This is a genomic window from Acutalibacter muris, assembly GCF_002201475.1.
Classification (GTDB): domain Bacteria; phylum Bacillota; class Clostridia; order Oscillospirales; family Acutalibacteraceae; genus Acutalibacter; species Acutalibacter muris.
Window position 1 is genome coordinate 2,818,994 of sequence record NZ_CP021422.1, and the last position, 17,142, is coordinate 2,836,135.

Annotated in this window: 22 protein-coding genes, 1 tRNA gene and 3 pseudogenes; 9 read left to right on the forward strand and 17 right to left on the reverse strand. The window is 49.6% G+C overall.

The window, feature by feature from the left end:
* Positions 1 to 31: 31 nt before the first annotated feature.
* From ADH66_RS14290 to ADH66_RS14315, 7 genes and pseudogenes are all read left to right on the forward strand, one after another.
* On the forward strand, positions 32 to 1,843 hold the full coding sequence (locus tag ADH66_RS14290) for an NACHT domain-containing protein (RefSeq protein WP_066539362.1): 1,812 nt from the start codon (positions 32 to 34) through the stop codon (positions 1,841 to 1,843).
* A 156-nt stretch (positions 1,844 to 1,999) separates the two neighbouring features.
* Positions 2,000 to 2,242: a hypothetical protein gene (locus ADH66_RS14295; RefSeq protein ID WP_157767217.1), complete on the forward strand. Its 243-nt coding sequence runs from the start codon at positions 2,000 to 2,002 to the stop codon at positions 2,240 to 2,242.
* Between the two features lie 156 nt (positions 2,243 to 2,398).
* Positions 2,399 to 3,183 (forward strand): IS5 family transposase gene (locus ADH66_RS14300; protein ID WP_088364424.1). Its coding sequence is split into 2 segments (ribosomal slippage): positions 2,399 to 2,786 and positions 2,786 to 3,183, totalling 786 coding nucleotides; the frame shifts between segments, so codons are not numbered across the junction.
* Between the two features lie 41 nt (positions 3,184 to 3,224).
* Positions 3,225 to 3,275 (forward strand): annotated as a pseudogene (locus ADH66_RS21835) (hypothetical protein); the annotation flags it as partial.
* On the forward strand, positions 3,259 to 4,440 hold the full coding sequence (locus tag ADH66_RS20365; RefSeq protein WP_084384459.1) for an S-layer homology domain-containing protein: 1,182 nt from the start codon (positions 3,259 to 3,261) through the stop codon (positions 4,438 to 4,440). The pseudogene ADH66_RS21835 and the gene ADH66_RS20365, both read left to right, overlap by 17 nt.
* Before the next feature lie 308 nt (positions 4,441 to 4,748).
* Positions 4,749 to 5,981 carry an extracellular solute-binding protein gene (locus ADH66_RS14310; protein ID WP_066539354.1) on the forward strand — a complete coding sequence of 411 codons (1,233 nt, stop codon included), beginning with the start codon at positions 4,749 to 4,751 and terminating at the stop codon, positions 5,979 to 5,981.
* A gap of 62 nt (positions 5,982 to 6,043) precedes the next feature.
* Positions 6,044 to 7,630 (forward strand): methyl-accepting chemotaxis protein, encoded by a 1,587-nt coding sequence (locus tag ADH66_RS14315; protein WP_066539350.1) that lies wholly within the window; start codon positions 6,044 to 6,046, stop codon positions 7,628 to 7,630.
* 153 nt (positions 7,631 to 7,783) lie between these two features.
* On the opposite strand, the gene ADH66_RS14320 is transcribed toward ADH66_RS14315, so the two are convergent.
* The 9 genes and pseudogenes from ADH66_RS14320 to ADH66_RS21355 all read right to left on the reverse strand — a co-directional run bounded on the left by ADH66_RS14320 (position 7,784) and on the right by ADH66_RS21355 (position 12,100).
* Positions 7,784 to 8,965, reverse strand: a complete 1,182-nt coding sequence (locus ADH66_RS14320) for an S-layer homology domain-containing protein (RefSeq protein ID WP_084384458.1) — start codon at positions 8,963 to 8,965, stop codon at positions 7,784 to 7,786.
* Positions 8,910 to 9,044: pseudogene (locus tag ADH66_RS21840) on the reverse strand (hypothetical protein); the annotation flags it as partial. The gene ADH66_RS14320 and the pseudogene ADH66_RS21840, both read right to left, overlap by 56 nt.
* A 173-nt stretch (positions 9,045 to 9,217) precedes the next feature.
* The gene (locus ADH66_RS14330) at positions 9,218 to 9,400 is read right to left on the reverse strand and encodes a hypothetical protein (protein ID WP_066539340.1); all 183 of its coding nucleotides are present in this window, start codon (positions 9,398 to 9,400) and stop codon (positions 9,218 to 9,220) included.
* A gap of 461 nt (positions 9,401 to 9,861) precedes the next feature.
* Positions 9,862 to 10,014, reverse strand: coding sequence for a hypothetical protein (locus ADH66_RS20150; protein ID WP_157130675.1), 153 nt, complete (start codon positions 10,012 to 10,014; stop codon positions 9,862 to 9,864).
* A gap of 279 nt (positions 10,015 to 10,293) precedes the next feature.
* The gene (locus ADH66_RS21350; RefSeq protein WP_257789530.1) at positions 10,294 to 10,422 is read right to left on the reverse strand and encodes a hypothetical protein; all 129 of its coding nucleotides are present in this window, start codon (positions 10,420 to 10,422) and stop codon (positions 10,294 to 10,296) included.
* 108 nt (positions 10,423 to 10,530) lie between these two features.
* Positions 10,531 to 10,743 carry a hypothetical protein gene (locus tag ADH66_RS14345; RefSeq protein WP_066539336.1) on the reverse strand — a complete coding sequence of 71 codons (213 nt, stop codon included), beginning with the start codon at positions 10,741 to 10,743 and terminating at the stop codon, positions 10,531 to 10,533.
* Positions 10,740 to 11,225 carry an MFS transporter gene (locus ADH66_RS14350; protein WP_066539334.1) on the reverse strand — a complete coding sequence of 162 codons (486 nt, stop codon included), beginning with the start codon at positions 11,223 to 11,225 and terminating at the stop codon, positions 10,740 to 10,742. Before ADH66_RS14350 ends, ADH66_RS14345 begins: the two co-directional genes overlap by 4 nt.
* Positions 11,226 to 11,353: 128 nt before the next feature.
* Positions 11,354 to 11,962, reverse strand: a complete 609-nt coding sequence (locus ADH66_RS14355) for an alkaline phosphatase family protein (protein WP_066539332.1) — start codon at positions 11,960 to 11,962, stop codon at positions 11,354 to 11,356.
* Positions 11,963 to 11,974: 12 nt separating this feature from the next.
* Positions 11,975 to 12,100, reverse strand: a complete 126-nt coding sequence (locus ADH66_RS21355) for a hypothetical protein (protein ID WP_257789531.1) — start codon at positions 12,098 to 12,100, stop codon at positions 11,975 to 11,977.
* A 306-nt stretch (positions 12,101 to 12,406) separates the two neighbouring features.
* Between ADH66_RS21355 and ADH66_RS21360 the strand changes: the two genes are divergently transcribed.
* Positions 12,407 to 12,538 (forward strand): hypothetical protein, encoded by a 132-nt coding sequence (locus ADH66_RS21360; protein WP_257789532.1) that lies wholly within the window; start codon positions 12,407 to 12,409, stop codon positions 12,536 to 12,538.
* A 68-nt stretch (positions 12,539 to 12,606) separates the two neighbouring features.
* Here the strand turns inward: ADH66_RS21360 and ADH66_RS14360 are convergent, their stop codons facing one another.
* The 7 genes from ADH66_RS14360 to ADH66_RS14385 form a co-directional block, all read right to left on the reverse strand.
* Positions 12,607 to 13,617 carry a hypothetical protein gene (locus ADH66_RS14360; protein ID WP_066539330.1) on the reverse strand — a complete coding sequence of 337 codons (1,011 nt, stop codon included), beginning with the start codon at positions 13,615 to 13,617 and terminating at the stop codon, positions 12,607 to 12,609.
* Positions 13,617 to 14,042, reverse strand: a complete 426-nt coding sequence (locus tag ADH66_RS14365; RefSeq protein ID WP_066539328.1) for a Panacea domain-containing protein — start codon at positions 14,040 to 14,042, stop codon at positions 13,617 to 13,619. The genes ADH66_RS14360 and ADH66_RS14365 overlap by 1 nt, the downstream gene beginning before the upstream one ends.
* A gap of 134 nt (positions 14,043 to 14,176) precedes the next feature.
* Entirely contained in the window at positions 14,177 to 14,587 is a 411-nt protein-coding gene (locus ADH66_RS14370; RefSeq protein ID WP_066539326.1) for a hypothetical protein, read from the reverse strand.
* Between the two features lie 12 nt (positions 14,588 to 14,599).
* The gene (locus ADH66_RS14375; RefSeq protein ID WP_066539324.1) at positions 14,600 to 14,923 is read right to left on the reverse strand and encodes a hypothetical protein; all 324 of its coding nucleotides are present in this window, start codon (positions 14,921 to 14,923) and stop codon (positions 14,600 to 14,602) included.
* Positions 14,923 to 15,618 carry a peptidoglycan recognition protein family protein gene (locus tag ADH66_RS14380; protein ID WP_066539322.1) on the reverse strand — a complete coding sequence of 232 codons (696 nt, stop codon included), beginning with the start codon at positions 15,616 to 15,618 and terminating at the stop codon, positions 14,923 to 14,925. The genes ADH66_RS14375 and ADH66_RS14380 overlap by 1 nt, the downstream gene beginning before the upstream one ends.
* A 2-nt stretch (positions 15,619 to 15,620) precedes the next feature.
* Positions 15,621 to 15,839: a hypothetical protein gene (locus tag ADH66_RS20155; RefSeq protein ID WP_157767219.1), complete on the reverse strand. Its 219-nt coding sequence runs from the start codon at positions 15,837 to 15,839 to the stop codon at positions 15,621 to 15,623.
* Between the two features lie 63 nt (positions 15,840 to 15,902).
* On the reverse strand, positions 15,903 to 16,340 hold the full coding sequence (locus tag ADH66_RS14385; protein ID WP_236757049.1) for a replication initiator protein A: 438 nt from the start codon (positions 16,338 to 16,340) through the stop codon (positions 15,903 to 15,905).
* Positions 16,341 to 16,770: 430 nt separating this feature from the next.
* On the opposite strand from ADH66_RS14385, the pseudogene ADH66_RS21845 reads away from it, so the two are divergent.
* A pseudogene (locus ADH66_RS21845) lies at positions 16,771 to 17,022 on the forward strand (tyrosine-type recombinase/integrase); the annotation flags it as partial.
* 9 nt (positions 17,023 to 17,031) lie between these two features.
* Here ADH66_RS21845 and ADH66_RS14395 read toward each other — a convergent pair.
* A tRNA-Arg gene (locus ADH66_RS14395) sits at positions 17,032 to 17,108 on the reverse strand.
* Positions 17,109 to 17,142: the final 34 nt, after the last annotated feature.

The window sequence follows — 17,142 nt, forward strand, 5'->3', positions numbered from 1 at the left end:
CCCGCATAATTGGTAGAATTAAGGAGAAAATATGGATATTAACAATACTGAAATTGTGACTAAAGTTGCTACAGGTTTAATAGAAGACGCAATCAAATGTTCATGGGAAAAGGTTAAGAAATGGTTTAAGGATATAGATGCTAAGGATTCCGTGCGATATGGCGATGCCTATGAGCAGTATTTGGATAATACATATCGAAAATATAGCAAAATCAAGACAATAATCTATCGTCGTTCTCCTAGAAATTTATATGACTTTTATGAATGCATAGGCGTACGGTATGAGGGAAAAACTATTGATACTAGCACCATTAATAACCTCTTAGAAATCGGGAAAAAAATAATTATTACCGGAACCGGAGGAACTGGGAAATCAATTCTTTTCAAGCATCTATATTTGGATACAATTATGTCAACAGGATATATTCCTGTTATGATTGAACTCAGAAGTTTTAATTCCTTTGAAATCAAATCTGGGGCTATAGAAGAAACCATTTATAATACACTAGTAGAGAATGGATTTCCTCTAGAACGTGAATACTATGAATACAGCATGAGAGAAGGTGGATATGTCATTTTATTAGATGGGTTTGACGAACTTAATAGAGATAAATCCACAAGACTTTCTTCTGAAATAAAAAGCTTATCAGATAAATATCGTGAAAATTGTTATCTGATCTCTTCTAGACCATCTGAACAGTTTATTGGGTGGAATGACTTTCTGGAAACTGAAACTAAACCGCTAAGCAAACAACAAGCAATTAGTTTAGTTGATAAAATTGATTTTGACGAATCCGTAAAAGCAATTTTTTGCAAAGAGTTGGAAAATGTTTTGTTTGACAAATATAAATCATTCTCAGAAAATCCTCTGTTGCTTAATATTATGTTGCTTACTTTTAATAACAATGCTGCTATTCCAGATAAATTGAATGATTTTTACGATCAGGCCTTTGCGACCCTTTTCAATATGCATGACGCGACTAAAGATGCATATGTTAGAGACATAAGAACTCAGCTTGGATGTGATGATTTTAAATTAGTTTTTTCTTATATCTGCTTTAAATCATATTTCTATTCGGAATACGAATTTACTGAGATGCGAATGAGAGAATATATTTCTATGGCAAAGGAAAAATATAGCCAATTTAGATTTACTGTGGATGAATTCCTTGATGATCTCGTCTCGTCAGTATGCATGATTATCAAAGATGGACTGCACTATCATTTTGCGCATCGCTCTTTCCAAGAATATTTTGCTGCATGGTACACCTGTAAATTGACAGACAATATACAGTCCAAACTTTTATCAAACTGGCTTAAAGAATCTGACACCGTTATCACAGATTTATATTTTAATATGCTATTTAATATGCAATCCGAAAAAGTAAATAAAATAGTCTTTGCTCCAATTTTGGGACAAATAAAAAAGAAGTATACTGATTTGGGATTTACCATAGTTTTTTTGAAATCACTTTTCCACGGAGTGATTCTTAAAACATATCGGCACGATGGTGGGATGCGAAAATCTCTGTCTCTTGCAATAAAGGATAAACAGAAATGTTATACTTTAAAGTTGACTTGTATTCTCAATGGATATGGCTTTCCACCAGCAAACGCTGAAGCCGAAGAAAAGGTTTTTGATTCGTTTAAGAAAAATGGAATAGTGATGGGGGAAACTGTTCCATTTGATACTGCCTTAAAATATGTCAGTGATAACAATTTATTAGAGGCATTGAAGTGGTTTGACAATCAAATTGCTTTTATTGTATCTATTTTAGAACGCAATAAAGAAAGCGGCATTGGACAAAAGAAAAAAGTTTCCTCTATACTAGATGAATTATAAGTGTCTCAGATAAGAAGGACTTTCCATGCTAAAGTATCGGTTTTCCTCAGTAGCACGTCTGTGAGAGTTCAGATACACCCACCAATTGGGTAAAAATATCTTTTTTGTCGTGAGTTCACAAACATCAAGTATACGAACACCACGTCAAGAATCAGGTTGGCGGTGTATCGTAACGTGTTCGCCCTTATAGTCGAGATAGACGGCTATGAGGGCGAAACGCGTTTACAGACAAAACGCGCCACCTATAAGGACCTCCAGGCATGGGTCAAGGAGCGGTATGGCCTCCATGTCAGCAATCTTGCCATATCCCGGACCAAGGAACTCTGCGGCCTTGCCAAACGCAGACCCTCCTTTTCCCATTTCTCTCTTGCATTCCCGCCGCGAAAGTGCTACAATTAGGCTGACAAAATAAATCATTTTATGAAATGAAACGATAGCACACCATGAAAAAATCCCTTCGCCTGATGGCTATTCTCTTAGAGCCTGTTTAAAATCTTTTGACAAACGAGGAGGAAAAGCAGATAATAAGGGAAAACAGGGAGGAGATGATGGCGAATGCGTCAATATCCAAGCGATATCAGCCGGGAAGAGTATGAAGAGATACGAGAGGATTTAGAAGGAGCAAGGAAAAAGACGCGCCCCAGAGAGTACGATTTGTACGACGTATTTTGTGCGGTGCTATATGTGGTGCAGGGTGGAATACAATGGCGAATGCTGCCCAGCGATTATCCCAAATGGCAAAGCGTTTACTACTATTTCCGGGTATGGTCCGAAAAAGATGAAACGGGCGTCAGTATTCTGGATAAGGTGCTGCACAAACTGGTCAAGCAGATACGGAATGAAGACCTGAGACGGGATAAGACCACCTTTGGAATCGTTGATGCGCAAAGTGTGCAGAATGCTGACACAGCGGAAGAAAAAGGTTATGACGCAGGAAAAAAGTATCCGGAATCAAACGCCACGTTGTCGTAGATACGATGGGGCTGCCTCATGCCATAGCTGTAACGACCGCTGATGTTACGGACCGGGATGGGGCCATTCAGATGATCCTTGTTAACCTGGACAGTCTTTCCTGTGTAAAGAAATTTCTAGTGGATGGAGGATACACTGGTGAGCGCTTTGCCAATCAGGTCAAGGAGATTTGCAATGCTCAGGTCGAAGTTGTAAAGCGTAACGAATTACACAGATTTGTTGTGCTGCCGCGTCGTTGGGTGGTAGAGCGCCTTTTCGGCTGGCTGGACAAATTCCGCAGGCTTTGGAAAAATTGTGAGCGTAAACTCGTTATTTCTGCTCAGATTCTTACTTTCGCCCTCATTGCCATCCTCATCAGAAGATATTAAACAGGCTCTTAGCCCTCATCACCGTCCTGTACGTCCTTCATATGTCCGCGCTCGCGGCAAACTCCAGCTTCACCGATGTGCCCGAGAACGCTTGGTTCTACAAGCCCATCACCTACATGGCCGAAAACGGCTATATGTCCGGCACCAGCGGCAGTAAGTTCAGCCCCCACCAGACCACTACCCGCGCCATGCTCGTCACGGTCCTGGGCCGCGGAGAACAAGCTTGTCAACGGCCTTGGCGACAACAAATTCGGCCCCAACAACTACGTCACCCGCGAACAGGCCGCCCTTATCCTGTTCAACTATCTCAAGAGGGACTACACGCTGACGGTAAGCGACGAGCTCCTGAACAAGGCCCCTGACAAGGCCAGCATCAGCTCCCGGGCCCTCGAGGCTATGAAGTGGGTCACCGGCGCGGCCCTGATGCGCGGCGATGCCAATGGTGCCCTGCGTCCCAGATACTCCGCCACCCGCGCCAAGATTGCTACCATTTTCAAGCGCTTTATCGAGATTAAAGACGACCTGGAGGCCAATAAGCCCGATGGACCCTTGGACTGCGACCATGTGTGGGAGACGACGGAGACTGCGATGGTTGATGTTGTTGTGCATGAGAATGAAGAAAACTACGTTTTTCTGAAAGACGTAAACTCTATGACAATCTGCAATGGTTGTGGCCTGAATATCTACCAATGGTATGTAGATAATCGTGATAATTACGAAACCAAAGCTGATGCAGAACTTGCACTCGACTTTCTTGGCGATGAAACAGGTTGTCCGGCTGGTCATGTTGCACTGAATAACTTTCACGATCTTGACCAAGTCATACCCATCATTGAAACAAAAACTTATGCCGCTGAACTGCCCGTCAGAAAAAAATGCACCCTTTGTGGTACTACTAAACCTTGGTCCATCGAGGACATTTCCAACAGAAACATCTGGATAGAACACACTAAGGAAGTTGTTGTCCATGAGGCTTGGGATGAGGAGCTTTATATTGACGAAGATAGTACAAAACTTGATGAGAACTACAATGAAATCCCTGTTCCTGCTGGTTCTTTAATTGACACCCTCCATCCTCCCCGTTATGTCAACAATGAAGTCGAGTACCTTGAGAATACCAAAACTGGCGAGAAAATTTATGTTACAGTATCCAGTTGTAAACATCCACGATTCGACGATCTCTATTCATCTGATGGTAGGATTCGTTGTGTTGAATGCGATGTATTACAGCCGTCACCCAGTGAACTCTATCAGTAATATTCATCGTTTAATTGTTATCCTTTCAGTTGCACCCCATCTCAGAAATGTGATGGGGTGTTTCTATTTCACTTTCATGTCCGTATTGTGTCACATATCACTTGTCCTTGTAAGTCAGGGGCTTGGAGTCACAGGTAAAAGAGGTGGACCCAAGCGGACCTTGCACGCAGGAACGGCATACACACTTGGAGGCAAAGACGCCAAAAGGGTTGCCAGACAAGTCATAATATGGTATAATATACGAAAACTGCGCTTTGCGGCAACCGTCTGGCGCTGCTGTCAAAAGTCATAGAAAGGCATGATGATTTATGGTCCGAAAGAGTTTCTTTTTACTGATGGCCGGCGTACTGCTTTTGCTGTCAGCCTGTACAAGCCGGGAACCCCTGCAGCAGGAGGCTGAGCCTGCGTCAGAGACGGTGGCCCTGACAGTGTGGGGAGCTCAGGAAGATGAGGAATTACTTAGAGAGCTTTTCAGCTCCTTCCAAAAACAGTATGCCGGACAGGCTGATTTTGAGTTTACCTATCAGGCACAGAGCGAATCTGGCTGCAAAGATGCCCTGTTGGCTGACCTGGAGGGTGGGCCGGACGTGTTCGCGTTTGCGGACGACCAGTTGGCGGCACTGGCTGCAGCCGGGGCCCTGGAGCCTCCTGAGGACACGGCAGGCATCGGCAGCGCAAATCTGCCCGCCGCGGTGGAGGCGGCAAGCGTGGACGGCAAGCTGTATGCATATCCGCTTACCGCGGACAACGGATACTTTTTATATTATAATAAAGCTTATTTTACAGACGAGGACGTACAGAGCTTTAACCGTCTGGTAGATGCGGCGGCAAAGGCCGGGAAAGTGGTGACCATGGACTGGTCCTCTGCCTGGTATGTGTATGCCTTTTTTGGCAATACCGGCATGGAGGTGCGGATAAACGACGACGGTATTACCAACAGCTGTACCTGGAATAGTACCGAAGGGCCTATCCGCGGGGTTGACGTGGCGCAGGCTATGTTGGATATTGCCGCCAGCCCGGGATTTGCCAGCCGGCTGGACACGGATTTTCTTGCAGGGGTGCAGGAGGGCTCGGTGGCGGCCGGTGTCAGCGGCGTGTGGAACGCGGTGGCGGTGGAGGAGGCCTGGGGAGAAAACGCCGGCGCGGCAAAGCTGCCCACCTTTGATTGCGCCGGGCAGCAAATCCAGATGGCCTCCTTCTCCGGGTGCAAGCTGATTGGAGTCAACGCCTATTCGCCCGAGGTTGAGTGGGCTTCCCGGCTGGCTGAATGGATTACCAACGAGAGAGGGCAGTCCCGCCGCTTTGCGGTGCGGGGACAGGGACCCTCCAACATAAAAGCGGCAAATTCCCCTGAAGTGCAGGGCTCCCCGGCAATCGCAGCACTGCTGGCCCAGTCTGAGTTTTCCCAGCTGCAGCGGGTGGGAGGAAAATTCTGGGACCCGGTTACCGAGTTCGCCGGAAATATGGCCCAGGGAAACCCCACCGAAGTTCCGTTGCAGGAACAGCTGGACAAGCTGGTGGAGGGAGTTACGGCACGATAGAGAGTTCTACACTGCAGCATATATCCTATAAATATTTCTAAATATTTCTCGGAGGGGATTTAATGAAAGGCAAGCTTACCCTGCAGCAGCGCCTGATACTGCCTATTGTTCTGCTTGGACTTGTGGCGCTGCTTTCCAACATACTGGCTGTATTCGGCATCAACAATGTCAATGGCAACGCAGGCACCATAGTTGATACCTATATGGCAAGCGAGACCAAGCTGGAGGAGATACGGCGGTCGATGATGGGAATACACCGGCTGGCCCTATCGCATATCGTCGCGGCGGACCACACCACTATGATCCAGCTGGTGCAGGAAATCAAAGACGAGCAGGCGGCACTGGACGAAAGGCTGGAGGCCTATGAAAGCTTTGTCCCCGAGGAGGAGAGCGGGACATATCAGGCGCTTTTAGAGGACTATGACGCCTTCAAGCACGCCCTGGTAAGGCTGGTATGCGCCAGCGCTGACAGCAAAACCCAGGAGGCTTATGCCATGGCAAATGGAGACGTGGCGTCTTACGGCAGTTCAGCAGAGAAGCGGATAGACGAATTGTACGCATCAGCCAGCGCCCAGGCAGGTGAGGCCCGGGACAGACTGTTTATCGTATACCTTACCTCGCTGATAATCAGCGCCTGCACCCTGACGGCGGGTATCATCTTGGTGGTGGCTGCCTTCCGCATCGTAAAGAAATATGTTATTGCCCCAATCCGTCAGGCTATAGGAACACTGCAGAACAGCTCCCAGCGGCTGGGCGGAGTGGTGGGGCAGGTACATGACCGCATACATAGCTCCAGCGACAGTGTGCAGGCGCTTTCCAGCCTGACCTCTCAGCTCTCCGCCGCTCTGGAGGAGGTCTCCGGAAGCACCGGAGCTATCAGCGGAAGCGCCGCCGGAACCCGAGCGGATGCCCAGGACATGGCAGAGGAGTGTGCCGAAATCACAGCATATTCGGTGGAAATGCGGGGGAGGGCCGAGAAGGTGGAGGAAACCGCCCGCAACAATATGGAATCGGTTAGAGCGCGGACAGAGGAAATCATATCCCAGTTGGGCACGGCTATCGAAAAGAGCAAAAGCGTTGAGGAAATCAGCAGCTTAACCGAAGACATTCTCTCTATTTCCTCATCAACAGACCTGATTGCAGTCAATGCGTCCATTGAAGCGGCCCGGGCGGGAGAGGCCGGCAAGGGCTTTGCCATGGTAGCCCGGGAGATACGCACCCTGGCTGATTCCTGTGCGGAAACCGCTGGACACATCCAGCGGGTGAACGGCGTAGTCACCGGGGCGGTGGATTATCTTTCAAGCAGCGCCCGGGAGCTGCTTGAGTATTTGGGCCATGAAGTGCTTGAGCAGTTCCAGCGTTCGGCGGAGTCTGGCAAGCAGTACCGCGACGATGCAATTTATGTAGAGGGAAGTATTGAAGCCTTCAATAGCCGGGTAGAGCGTCTGCGGGAGGCGATGGAGGAGGTAGCCGGCTCCATCGCCAATATTTCCGACGCCATCGGCGGCGCAGCGGAGGGCGTGCATAGCGCGGCAGGACAGACCCAAAACCTGGTTGAGGATATGACTGGGATTGCCCGGGGAATGTCCACAAATGAGGAGATTGTGGACGAACTGCAAAAGCAGATGGAGAATTTGGCGAATCTATAAAATAGTGCCGCAAAGGACAGACATTAGAAACGGGAAAAAAGAGAGCTTCATTATGCCCCCCAACATACGGACATGAAAGTGAAAAAAGCACCCCATCACATTTCTGAGATGGGGTGTTTTTGAAAGGACGGTATATATCATGAATATTATAAGTTATTGAAAAAGTTCGTTAATTGATAAAACACGAGCATTACATTCAACGCAACAATTTCCTCTTTCGTCATTATAATTGCGGTCAAATTTTGGATGTTTACAACTAGACACTTCGACATAGATTTTCTCGCCAGTGTTAATATTTTCAAGGTATTCAACTTCATTGTTGATATAACGAGGATGATGGATAGTATCAATCAGAGAGCCAGCAGGAACGAATATCTCATGGTTGTTTTCATCATATTTGTAGCTGTCTTCTTTAATATAAAGTTCCTCATCCCATGCCTCACAAACAACAACTTCCTTGGTGTGTTCTATCCAGATGTTTCTGTTGGAAATGTCCTCGATGGACCAATGTTTAGTAGTACCACAAAGGGTGCATTTTTTTCTGACGGGCAGTTCAGCGGCATAAGTTTTTGTTTCAATGATGGGTATGACTTGGTCAAGATCGTGAAAGTTATTCAGTGCAACATGACCAGCCGGACAACCTGTTTCATCGGCAAGAAAGCTGAGCGCGGTAGTTGCGTCAGCTACAGTTTTATAGTTATCACGATTGTCGACACACCATTGATAGGTATCCATCCCGCAACCATTGCAGGTTGACATGGGATTCATATCCTTCATAAGAACCCAGGTTTCTACGTTCTCTTCAGAAAAAACGTTAACCCGCTTAGTCTCCGTCGTCTCCCACACATGGTCGCAGCCCAAGGGTCCATCGGGCTTATTGGCCTCCAGGTCGTCTTTAATCTCGATAAAGCGCTTGAAAATGGTAGCAATCTTGGCGCGGGTGGCGGAGTATCTGGGACGCAGGGCGCCGCCCCCGTCACCGCGCATCAGGGCCGCGCTGGTGGCCCACTTCATAGCCTCGAGGGCCCAGGAGCTGACGCTGGCCTTGCCAGGGGCCTTGTTCAGGAGCTCGTCGCTTGCCGTCAGCGTGTAGTCCCTCTTGAGATAGTTGAACAGAATAAGGGCGGCCTGTTCGCGGGTGACGTAGTTGTTGGGGCCGAATTTGTTGTCGCCAAGGCCGTTGACAAGCTTGTTCTCCGCGGCCCAGGACCGTGACGAACATGGCGCGGGTAGTGGTCTGGTGGGGGCTGAACTTACTGCCGCTGGTGCCGGACATGTAGCCGTTCTCGGCCATGTAGGTGACGGGCTTGTAGAACCAGGCGTTCTCGGGCACATCGGTGAAGCTGGAGTTTGCCGCGAGCGCGGACATAGGGAGGACGGACAGGACGGTGATGAGGGCTAAGAGGATAGCCATCAGGCGAAGGGATTTCTTTATGGTGCGCTATCGTTTCATTTCATAAAATGATTTATTTTGTCAGCCTAATTGTAGCACTTTCGCGGCGGGAATGCAAGAGAGAAATGGGACAAGGAGCGTCTGCGTTTGGCCGGTGCCCTGTATTAAATATAGCCTATGCGGCCATTTCATTTTCAAATTCCGTCGCTTTGTCTTTTCCAGCACGGACCCGGAGGAGGCCCCGGTACTTTTTTCAGCAAGGGCCTGCATATTACGTCCCGATTGCCGCCGGTATAGGTCAGATTGATGGTGGCGGTCACATTCAGCTGGTCGACCTTCTCCCCGAACAGCCGTGGCATATCCTCACGCAGCACCACGCCCTAGGTGTCCACCCGGGAGGAAAGCCTTGGAGGAGTTCACGTTCCAGCGGGCGGAGGCTGAACGTCCCCTTTCCGCCCCGGGCAAAGAGGGGGCCAGTATAGGGAAATTTGCAGTAAGCAATGGAGCGAAAACCCTACTGTGAAAAAGAAAGTTATTCCCCTGTCCGTGCTACTGCTGGCAGCGCATATTGTGGTAAACTATCGCCGGGTATTGGGCCTCTTCACCAGTTCCTTTTTAAGCGGCGGGTTTATTTGGTATTCTACAGTTCCTTGTAAATGTAGCCACCACCGTGATACCTATTATCCTGCTGGTGCTGCTTTTCCTGCACATAGCAAAAGATAAACCGGCTACTAATACTATCAGACTCTTGTGTTTTATTATGGGGTCGGCCTTACTTATAGACTTTGGGTTGACGCTTTACCGGGATATCTTTCTCCTGCAGATGGATATCTACGGATTATTCCCGCAGTTTAGTAGCATCGGCGCCCTTCTTATATATGGTATAGGTATGCTCCAGATAGGCTCCAAGCTCCGTAAGAATAAGCTGCGCGCCAATGTGGACAGCCACAGTATGCCCGGGGTCACTACAGTCACCTGCCCCAGTTGCCATAAGACCTACACCGGTAACAGCAATAAACGAAGTATCAATCGCAGTAATATGTGTACGAACTGCAAGATTGGTTTCAAAGCAACCAAAGATGCGCTTGGATGGTAACGCAATATGATAGGCCCCCGGAGAGATTCCGGGGGTTTTTTTATTGATTTGCCCCCACGAATTCCCCCTCTGCCAATGCTGTCAAACAGGCAGTCCATTCCTGTAATCCAAGTCTGCCTGTAGCAATGCAAGAGAATCCCCAAATCTGGCAACAGTTTCGTTTATTTCCCGATTTCACATTCCCTGCTGGTCATAGAGCAGCACCTCCTCCTGTCTGGTTTTCTGGAGGACATCCTCGTCCAGGCTGCCGGTGGTGAGCAGATCCAAATTTACGTGAAACGCCTCGGATAAGTCCTCATACAAACCGCCTAAAGCAAATCCCCTTGCACGAGAGCCAAACAGGAAGATCCGCTCTACGCCATATTTGTGCGCAATGGCGCAACAATCTCTTTCCTCTCGCTAATTGTATAATCATTCATACGCTCCCGCGGCGGCCCTGGGCCAGCTCGGTTTCATAGGGGCTGTCCGGCTGGGTTCGGGCTGGACCTCGGCATATTTGCAGAGCTCGCCGGGCACTACCGCCCACTCGGACTGCCGGGCGAGTTTTTCACGGAGTGCCCCGTATACTTCGAGGGCCACAGGCAGCGTACCGTAGGCCATACGGGTAACTATAAAATGTTTCATTCAAACCTTCTCCACGGCCTGACACACGCCAAGCACACTGCTGCCCCCAGGACCGCTATGACCGGCCACGCCCCGATCACCGCCTTCTCGTACAGCTCGCCGGAGAAAAGCTCCGACATCAGCCGCACCAGCGGAGGCCACAAAAATGCCTGGGCAAGGCCGTTTACGCACCAGTTTCCCAGCATCAGCGCGGGCTGGCGGCAGAAGGCCATCAGCAGGTTCATCACGGACGTGACCCCGAGGCCCATGATGAGCAGCCCCTTCGGCTGGAGCCGGTCGCCGAAGCAGCCGCTCAAAAGCTGCCCCGCGCCGTAGGCCACCAGACTGCCGGTGGCGCTCAGGGCCAGGGTGGACTGCCCCAGGCCGGTTTCCCGCACCAGCTGGGCTATCACCACGTTATAGCTGTTGCGTGTCAGATAGCTGACGAAATAAACTGAAGATAGGAGCAGGATCGTGTATGTAACTGACCGTTTCTCTTTCATAGTGTCTGGCCCCCCGCCGCTTGTTCGGCCTGTTATAGTAAATGCACTTTGAAATCGGTAAATACCGATTTCAAAGCTAGGCGGCTTTGCCGCCTGGTTCAAAAGAGGAATACCTCTTTTGAACAGCATTAACTATCAATCAGGCTTTTCCCCTCCCACTCCCTGTCCGCCGGAACGCCCAGCAGCTTGGTTATGGTGGGGGCGATGTCCAAAATACTTGCGCTGCCCAGCTGTGTCCCGGGGGCAAAGCCCTCTCCTTGAATGAGCAGTGGAATTGTCATGTCCTCGGGCGTATCGCAGCCGTGGGAGCGCTCATGCCCGCCATGGTCGGCGGTGACTATCGTTGTATACTCGGGGAGGGCGGCGGTCAGATCCGCTATATTTTTCCAGCTTTTCTCTACTGCGTCCATGTACTCCGCACTCATCCAGCCGTATTTGTGACCCACCGCATCCACATTGCCCAGATAGACAAAGGCGAACTCCATCGGAGGCTCTTTCAAAAACTCAGCCGCGGCCTTCGCCACCATGTTGTTGCTCTCCTCATAGCCAAAATCCGCGCCCTGGCAGAAATAGGAAAAGGCCAAAGAGTCCGGCCGGGACAGGTCCCGCAGCTGCTCCCAGTTGTAGAAGAAGGCGCACCGTCTGCCCGCCGCCGACAGTACCTCGCACAGCCCCTTCACTGGCCGCACCTGGGGGACGTAGGTGTTGGTGGTGATGCCGTGACGCTGGGGCTCCACGCTGTGGAACAGCTACATATGGCAGGGAAGCGTTACCGAGGGCATGACCGTCCGGGCACAGAGAGTAAAGGCAGAGCGGTCCATCATGGCTTTGGCCTCCGAGATGTCCTTCATGGCGTCGGGGCGCATACCGTCCACTAAAAGTAATCCTCCAGGATCATCTCCACTGTCTTACGTATCTCCGGGCGGTATGAAAGCCTGGACAAAAATCCGCAGCAGCGCTTGAGCAGCATAATTGCCTGGGTGATGTCGTGGACATTTTGGAGCTCCTGCCAAAGGGCTGCCTGCCGTCTCCGGCGTACTCTAATTTATGGATACGCAGCCAGTCCTATAGGAACTCCGTCACCCAGGAGGGCCAGAGGCTTTGCTCCAGCGCCCAGTCGGTAAAACGTATTACTGCGTATGCACTTCTTTCGATGACGGGAGCCGGGGGGTTCCAACATCGTGGACATCGTAGAGGCCTCTAGCAGGCCCGGGAACACGTTCAAGAGCACCAGGATGAAAGATATCTACCTAGACTGGTTCGATACCCCGAGCGCCGCCAGGGTCTATGTAGAGGAGGCTCGGCTGGCATAATGCGGAAAACAAAAAAGCCCCGGTCCTCCCTCAAAAAAGAGAGAGAAGCCTGGGCTTTTTGCTTAACTTTAGTTAAGCCAGGGTAGGGATCTGGTCAAGTAGTCTACCAGGCCGCGCAAATCGACCGCCCAAGCGACAATGTCCAGTATGGCCACCAGAAGACAGACTAAGTAAATAGTTGTGATCGGAAAGAATTTTTTAACCTTTTCTGTTTCGGCTTTTCCTCGTTTCTTCCTCCACCAGCGCATGATTTTTGCGCGTGTGACTGGTTTTGTTTTAGGCGTTCCATTGATCGCCATAATGAAGGAGACCAAAAGATAAACCAGACTTACCACTACAAACGCCAAAAAATCTACAACAAAAATCATGCGGTAAATGTTCGTGCTACTCATGCTTTCGAGGACAGACGAGGAAAACATGCTGCCGCCCACAAAAGCTAAAACAACAGCGGCAAATATACCTAGAATAGAGATGTATTCTTTTTGTGCATCTGATAACTTTTCTTTTAATATATTCGTTTCCTGCTGGATAGATATAAACTCGTCAGAAAGTCTCTTGGCATCGTCCAGGCGTTCCTTCATACTAGAGATGTCAGAATTCAAATTCTCCTGTTCATCATGTGCGCTTTCCATCTCACTATTTAATCTATCCACTTTTGCCGCAATATCAGAAATCGCCTCTTTGCCGGACAGTTCCCGATCCGCACGGTCTGAATAGTTGATTCTGGCAATGTCTAAGCTAACATGGTCATAGAGCTTACGAAGTGGATCGCTTATGTCGCAGTCTTTTGTATCAGGCTTTTCTTCGCGGTACATATCGCGAAGAAGGAAAAGGTTTTCTCCAAGGGTATCTATCGTTCCAGGTTTATCCCCTCGCTGAAGCATGGTGAGCACAGTAAAAATGTCGGAATAGAAATGTCGAAAAGCAGGCTGTCCTTCTTTTGGAATGTACAAACACTCTAATTGCTTATAGATATCGGTACGAAAGTTCTCATCTGCCAAATTCGCCTTAGGACAAGCCAGCAAGAACAAGATCTCTCTAAATGTCTGTCGTTGCGTTTCTTCGTTCATTTTATCCATTAACCCAGCTTTCTCATGACTGCCAACGGAATGACCTGATGATTCCCTTCGCCGTCTCGATAGATACTTTCCCAAGCTCCGCCGGGCCTATGAGTGTCAGCAACGACCTGCCAGGGGTTCATAGTGGACTTTTCCTGGACAATGTTATCAATGCTATCTATATCTTCCGCTAACGGTTGAGCTGCTCCGTCATATTGCTCTGTGATGCGCATGGCCCCAAAGCCGCAGAAATAGTAGTACGCATTGGGAACTACAGGCCCAAACTGCCAAGCCTCGATCTGATCCGTAAACGCAGTTTTACCTTGCTTTAAGAATTCTACCTGTATATAATATAAGATTTTCTGTAGCTGTAGGTTGCTGATAGGATGGCCATCAGCAACACATTTGTTTACGATGTACTTTGATAAATCAACAGCTGTATACATATACTGATAGTCTCCCTTCACTTTTTATATCTTTATTATCTCATACTATGCCCAAAAGGTCAAGAGTTGTTCAAAAATAAAAAAAGCCCCGGCCCTCCCTCGAAAAAGAGAGAAGCCGGGGCTTTCAAATATCCTTAAATTTTACCGAGAGTAATTACCCCCATCTTCTGATTCCTTACTTCCGCCTCAATCCTGCCCTCCAGGTAACGCTCCAGACTGCCATACGCACCTTCCAAGTATTTTATAGCCTCCTCGGTCAGCAGGGTCTTAGCTTTGGCTATAGCAACCTTTAGCGCCCCTTCCTGGTTCTCTTTTGTGAACTCGCCGGACTTCTTCAGCGCGTCCACATAGGTCTGGCTGGTATAGGTGACAGCGGTACTCACCGCGTCGGCCACAGCCACCAGAAACCTTTTCGCCTCGTCACTCTCAGACTTCTGGGCCAGGTAGTCGGCCAGAGCCTTAATGCCATTGCCGATTATCGCCGCGCATACAGGCACGGCGGCCACCAGAACGGCCTGCAAAAGTATCGCTATAAACTCATTCATGATAGTAACCTCCTAAATGGCGGGGGCGTCCCCGCCGTTATAATCAAAATCAGCGTTTTTTGCGGCTTCAAAGGTGATACCGCCCTCCTTATGGTCAGACTTGGCCATGTTCAGGTAGAACGAACACACCACGCCGTGGGCCGTCCAGGGCAGGCCCACCATCGCCGAAAGCCAGGGTAGGGAGCCCACATATCCGTTGTGGATACAGTACGCCGCCAACAAAAGCCCGCCCAGAGTAACAGCCCACAAAAGCCAGCGTATGTCCGAAATAAGCTTCTTGGAGAAGTCCGGCCGGGTCTTGGTCTTGACCACCTGCTCCTTCATGTGGGCGGCCATCACAGCTTCTCCCTGATGCGCTTGGCAAGCACAGCGGCCTTGCAGTCGCTCTTGGTCAGGCCCAGCTTACCGCCGCCAGTGCCAGAAATAATACCTTTGTCCACCAGTTCCTTGATGTCAGCTCGCCAGTAGCTGGGCACCTCGTCAAGGGTGTTGTAGGTGGGGTTTTCCTTCCTGATGATCTCTTTAACCTCTGCTGCTGTCATGTCATCGTCCTCCTTCAAATATTTTTCCACCATCTTTTTGAACCGCTCCCAGCCCAGGTCAAGGGTCCTGTGGGGGCAGTATTTGCCGTCATAGTCCTGGTGCTTCGTCACCTGGGCAAGGCCCCAGCCGTACCGCCTGAGAATATCTGCTGTAAGCTGGGCGGCGTTGTCCTCGGCCTTCGCAAAGCGCGGGCCGCCGCTGAGAGAATAGCATATTTCAATATGTATGCCCTCCATGTTTCCCTTGCCGGTGCCGTCCCCGCTGGCCCAGGCGTTGCGGTTTTCGGGCAGCCCCTGCACGGCCTTTTGGCCGTCCACCGCGTAGTGAAAGGATATCTCATCGTCGCGGTTTATCATGTAACTGACCTCGTTCTCTGCCGGCGCGTCGTTGCCGGTGTTATGCACCACCACTCGGCTGGGCCTTCGGGTGTACGGACATTTTATCGCGTACCTCTCCGGCGGGCAGAGCTTCTTAATATTTTTTACCATTCTCACTGGCCCCCTTCCTGCAAAAAATCATGTTTCTTAAGCCGTTCCCTGTAGTTCTCCCGGATATTCTCGATGGCCAGCACGGCCCGGTTGTTGGGATAGTCCGGGTGGTCCTCGCAGAAGCGCTCATATGCGTCGATCTCGGCCAGCACCTCAATAAATTCCTCTTCGGTGTGGTCGATGGAGCGCAGGAGCTCGTTGTTGAAACGCAGGATTTCCATTTTCAGTTTTATTTATATCAGTTTTATTAGGGGCGGATATTCCGCACTCTTGACCGCTGGTTTTCAGGGGTGCAGACTGCGGTTTTTCAGCAGTCTTGACTGCTGGTTTTCCGCAGTCTGAACCGGCGCAGAGTGTTCCGGCTCCAGAATGAAATTCTTGACGCAAATCCGGGCTGGGTGTCCCTGGCCCTGCTTTTTCCGTTCTATCAGACCGATGCCCTCCAATTCGCGGAACAGCTTTGTCGCCTTGTCCTTGCCGCAGTCCAGCATGGCCATAGCTTCTTCCTGGGTGAAGTAGAGGAACACGCGCCCGTTATCGTCCAGCCAGCCATTGCGGGCGGACAGCCCCATGCGGTCAAGCAGCAGGCCGTACAGCACCTTTGCTTCCAGCGACACGCCTTTGTAGCGGCGGTCGGTCAATAGGATTTTGGGGATACGGTAGAAGCTGTACTGGTCGGCTTCATTCCCGTAGTAGTAATTCAGATTCAAAGTTTCCGGCATTTTGAAAGCCTCCTGTCTAAATGAAAAAAGCCCTGGCGATCTACGTCACCAGGGCAGAGTTATCTATAAACAAAAAAGCCGCACAGTAGCTGAACATCCGTCAGTTACTGTGCGGCTGATATGAATTAAAATCGGTATTACCGGGTTGCTGCCCGTTTGTCCTTTATGTGAAATGGTTCCTTATCACCTCCCAGTCTGCCCCCACCAAAGGGCGTATTGTAATGGAAAAAGAATGGTGGCAAATCCGAAAATCCTCTCTGATTAAGATTGCTCATGGATTTCTTTGCTTTCAGAAAACAACAACATATAGTATTGTATACATTATTTGTTTCTGTATTTAGTGTCATATGCGCGCTTTACAACACCTGAGCAACCTTGGTAATAATGGGTTTTCCGATTTGTCCTTATTATACCGTAACGGCACAGCTACGCGACCAATCTCTACCGGGTGGGCATTGACCTGAAAACAGCACAGTATCTCTTGGGCCATACCACTATCCAGATGACCGCCAACATATACACCCACATAGAAAAGGAGGACGCAGCCGCTTCCGTCATTCAGTTGGAGCGGTACCTCTCCGGCGGTAGTCAGGCTGGGGGCGATTTTTTAAAAAGTAGTCAGCGGGGGAAATTAGGGGGTTCCAGGAAAAAGAAAAATCCCCAGAAACCGCATAGTTTCTAGGGAAATTCCTGGCACGCCAGAAGGGATTCGAACCCCCGACCTTTTGGTTCGTAGCCAAACACTCTATCCAGCTGAGCTACTGGCGCTTGTCTCAACTTCTCAATTATAGCGCCTTTTACT

Bases quoted from the DNA above. Each gene is read 5' to 3' on its own strand.
- ADH66_RS14290 (WP_066539362.1), top strand. From the start codon at position 32: ATGGATATTAACAATACTGAAATTGTGACTAAAGTTGCTACAGGTTTA.
- ADH66_RS20365 (WP_084384459.1), top strand. From the start codon at position 3,259: ATGTGCCCGAGAACGCTTGGTTCTACAAGCCCATCACCTACATGGCCG.
- ADH66_RS14310 (WP_066539354.1), top strand. From the start codon at position 4,749: ATGGTCCGAAAGAGTTTCTTTTTACTGATGGCCGGCGTACTGCTTTTG.
- ADH66_RS14315 (WP_066539350.1), top strand. From the start codon at position 6,044: ATGAAAGGCAAGCTTACCCTGCAGCAGCGCCTGATACTGCCTATTGTT.
- ADH66_RS14320 (WP_084384458.1), bottom strand. From the start codon at position 8,965: ATGTGCCCGAGAACGCCTGGTTCTACAAGCCCGTCACCTACATGGCCG.
- ADH66_RS20150 (WP_157130675.1), bottom strand. From the start codon at position 10,014: ATGGCAACTGGGGCAGGTGACTGTAGTGACCCCGGGCATACTGTGGCT.
- ADH66_RS14345 (WP_066539336.1), bottom strand. From the start codon at position 10,743: ATGAAACATTTTATAGTTACCCGTATGGCCTACGGTACGCTGCCTGTG.
- ADH66_RS14350 (WP_066539334.1), bottom strand. From the start codon at position 11,225: ATGAAAGAGAAACGGTCAGTTACATACACGATCCTGCTCCTATCTTCA.
- ADH66_RS14360 (WP_066539330.1), bottom strand. From the start codon at position 13,617: ATGGATAAAATGAACGAAGAAACGCAACGACAGACATTTAGAGAGATC.
- ADH66_RS14365 (WP_066539328.1), bottom strand. From the start codon at position 14,042: ATGTATACAGCTGTTGATTTATCAAAGTACATCGTAAACAAATGTGTT.
- ADH66_RS14370 (WP_066539326.1), bottom strand. From the start codon at position 14,587: ATGAATGAGTTTATAGCGATACTTTTGCAGGCCGTTCTGGTGGCCGCC.
- ADH66_RS14375 (WP_066539324.1), bottom strand. From the start codon at position 14,923: ATGGCCGCCCACATGAAGGAGCAGGTGGTCAAGACCAAGACCCGGCCG.
- ADH66_RS14380 (WP_066539322.1), bottom strand. From the start codon at position 15,618: ATGGTAAAAAATATTAAGAAGCTCTGCCCGCCGGAGAGGTACGCGATA.
- ADH66_RS20155 (WP_157767219.1), bottom strand. From the start codon at position 15,839: ATGGAAATCCTGCGTTTCAACAACGAGCTCCTGCGCTCCATCGACCAC.
- ADH66_RS14385 (WP_236757049.1), bottom strand. From the start codon at position 16,340: ATGCCGGAAACTTTGAATCTGAATTACTACTACGGGAATGAAGCCGAC.